Below are 2,956 nucleotides of genomic sequence, written 5' to 3' on the forward strand. Positions count from 1 at the left end.
GTCAGCGGGTGAGCAGGCCGATTCGGCGTAGCCAGGCTTCGACGGCGGGCTCGGCGTCGGCGACTTCGTCGCCGGGCACGGCCAGGCCCTCCCCGAGGTTCGCGCCGGGGCACGAAGCTGCGTAGTCGCGCTCGGTGGTGCCGAGGCCGCTCATCGCGTACGTGGTGAGCGGATGGATCGTCTTACCCGCGAAGTCGAAGCCCTCGACCAGCGTCGTCATGATCATCGGTGCCCGGACGTTCCAGATGGGGCTTCCGAGCAGGATCGTGTCGTAGCGTTCGATCGAGGTCAGCGGATTCGCGATCGCCGGCCGGGCGTCCTCGTTCTGCTCCCGCACGTTGCGCGCGACTGTCGGATCGTAGTCGTCGGGATAAGGGTCGGCGGCCTCGATGCGGTGTACGTCGCACCCGATGAGCCTGCCGATCATGCCCGCCACGACCTCGGTGTTTCCCACGGTGAGACGCCGGCGGCCGCCATTGAACCAGTTCTCCCCGGCGCGAGAGAAGTAGGCCAGCAGCACCGCGCTGCCGGACGACGAAGCGGGCACGCCGCCGGCCGGAGTGGTGGCCGAGGCAGGGCCGGCCGCCGGGGAATCGGTGCAGGCGCTGAGCACCGCACCGGCAGCCACGCCGGCCGAGCCGGCCAGGACGCCGCGCAGGACCGCGCGGCGGGTGCGGTTGTCCATGCTGCCCACGCTAGGAAGCCGCGGCGGCGGGAGGGGGTCCCTGTCATGACACCTTTGCGCGGGGACTCCCTGACTGCCCGGCGCTGGGCTCAGATGCCGAGCAGCTCGTCGAGACCTTGTGTCATCGGCCACGCGCCATCGGAAGTGTTCGAGATGACGGTGTGCGTGAGGTTCGAACTCGGGTCGTGCACGGTGCGGAACGAGACACCGGCGTCGGATCCCACCAGCGACACCGCGTCGCGTGACCCGTGGAGCCAGAAGCCCAGACCGTAGCGCCTGGACTGCTGGGGTACGTCGCTACGGGGCCGCGTCATGTCGGCCACCCATTCGCCGGACACGATCGCGCCGGCGAACACCGCCCGCCAGAACGAACTGATGTCAGCCGCGGTGGAGTAGATCCCGCCGTCGCCGCTGCCCCGCACCGGCAGATGCAACACGTTGGTTCTCGATACGCCCTCGATGGGGAGATAGCCGACCGCGGTACGTCCCGGCAGTTCGTCGGACCGGAGGAACTCGGTGTCGCGCATCCCGGCCGGCGCGCACACGCGTTGCCGTACGAGATCGGGGAAGGGCACACCACTCACCCGCTCGGCGATCAACGCCAGGACGACGTATCCGCTGTTGCAGTAGCAGAACCGCTCGCCGGCCGGAAACTTCGCGGGATGCCCGTCGAGCACTGCCAAGTACTGCTCCGTGGTCGCCAGCTCGTGCACCGGCACCGACATCACATAATCGGTGACCTCGTAGCCGGCCTCCTCATCGACGTAGTCACCGATCCCCGATCGATGGGCCAGCAGATGTTCGATCGTGACGTCGTCGCCGATGAGCGGGAGATCCTCGCCGAGCACCGATCGCGCTGTCGTGGACAACCCGAGCGCATCCTGCTCGATCAGGCTGACCACCGTGAGGGCGGTCATTCCTTTGGTGCCGCTGGCGATCCCGAACCGGGTGTCGACAGTGTTCGGGATCCGGTATCCGCGATGGGCGAATCCGTACGCCTTCACGAACTCGATCTGACCATCGCGGTCCACCGACACGACGCCGGCGAACCCATGCTGCTCGGCGATCGCGTCCATGGCATCAGGCAACGTCGGCATCGAGGAAGATTACAACCATGCCCGGCCCGCACTGGTTCTTCCGCTTCATGTACGACCGCGAGAGCGCGGCCTGGGAACGGCGACGCGATGAGCCGGAGCATCGCGAGCTGGTCGAGCGGACCGCCGATCAGCTCGCGAACGTGGTCGCACCGCCCGGACCGGTCGCCGACCTCGGCTGCGGACCCGGCGCGCACGCGCTCGCACTCGCCCGGCGCGGTTACGAGGTCGTCGGTGTCGACGGGTCACCCCGCATGGTCGAGCTCGCCCGGACACGAGCCGCGCGCGATCAGGTCGACGCGACGTTCGACGTGCTCGACGTACGTGCGCCGCTTCGCTTCCCGGACGCCTCGCTCGCAGGTGTTCTCGCCATCCTCGTCGTGCAGCACCTCCCGCGTCCCGCGGCCTTCATCGCCGAGATCCGGCGCTGCCTCCGGCCGGGCGGGCACCTGATGATCACCGCGCCCGCCCGCGACAGCCCGTCGATCACATCCCAGAACCTGTACTGGCGGCTACGCGCAGCGTGCTACCACCTCGTGCCCGGCATCGTCCGCTTCTACGACCCGAACTCCCTGTCTCGTCTCGTCGAGGACCAGGGCCTGACCGTCGTCGAGTGCAACGGCGAGCCCGGTCGCGTGAGCGTGCTGGCCCGCGCATGACGTCGCCAGGTGCTCACCTCCCAGGTTCGCCGTCGCCGGGTCGTCCGCCTTTCTCGTCCTGCCAGCCGTCGGGTTCCGGGTGGTGTCCGTAGGCGGCGGCCCGGACCGTCTCCTCGTCCTCGAGCCCGGAGCCGATTGCTCCGCCGACGGTGGCCAGGGAGCTGATGATCCAGGCGAGGGTCAGGTAGTCGGTGGCATGGGGCGGCCGTTGCAGGGTCTGTTCCAGCACGGATGTGTCGATCAGCAGCACCGCGGCGAGCAGCGTTCCGATGAACAGCACGACGTAGGACACCGCCGTGGCCAGGCTCAGGGTGAGGATGGTGCCCAGATTGAACATCCGGGCCAGCTCGGCCGGTGTTTCCCGGTCCGGTTTCTCCCACAGGTCGTGCGCGATGATCAGCCAGGCCACCAGCGCGATCAGTCCGAGCAGCATGATGACCGTGAGGCGGAGTCCGCCGAGTGCATCGCCCATCTGCCAGATGGTGTCGGTGGTGAGCGCGAACGCGGCCGTGCCGAAC

General features: G+C 68.7%; 3 protein-coding genes and 1 pseudogene. 1 reads left to right on the forward strand and 3 read right to left on the reverse strand.

Translation table 11 applies throughout. From position 1 onward, the window contains the following. Position 1: 1 nt before the first annotated feature. Together AB0M20_RS35525 and AB0M20_RS35530 are read right to left on the reverse strand one after the other, a co-directional pair. The gene (locus tag AB0M20_RS35525) at positions 2–685 is read right to left on the reverse strand and encodes a flavodoxin (RefSeq protein ID WP_364304913.1); all 684 of its coding nucleotides are present in this window, start codon (positions 683–685) and stop codon (positions 2–4) included. An 89-nt stretch (positions 686–774) separates the two neighbouring features. Then, entirely contained in the window at positions 775–1,782 is a 1,008-nt protein-coding gene (locus AB0M20_RS35530) for a serine hydrolase domain-containing protein (protein ID WP_364304915.1), read from the reverse strand. 17 nt (positions 1,783–1,799) lie between these two features. Here AB0M20_RS35530 and AB0M20_RS35535 point away from each other — a divergent pair, with 17 nt between their 5' ends. Further along, the gene (locus AB0M20_RS35535; RefSeq protein ID WP_364304917.1) at positions 1,800–2,438 is read left to right on the forward strand and encodes a class I SAM-dependent methyltransferase; all 639 of its coding nucleotides are present in this window, start codon (positions 1,800–1,802) and stop codon (positions 2,436–2,438) included. A gap of 13 nt (positions 2,439–2,451) precedes the next feature. Here AB0M20_RS35535 and AB0M20_RS35540 read toward each other — a convergent pair. After that, a pseudogene (locus AB0M20_RS35540) lies at positions 2,452–2,956 on the reverse strand (hypothetical protein); the annotation flags it as partial.

It is taken from the genome of Actinoplanes sp. NPDC051633, assembly GCF_040681735.1.
Lineage (GTDB): Bacteria > Actinomycetota > Actinomycetes > Mycobacteriales > Micromonosporaceae > Actinoplanes.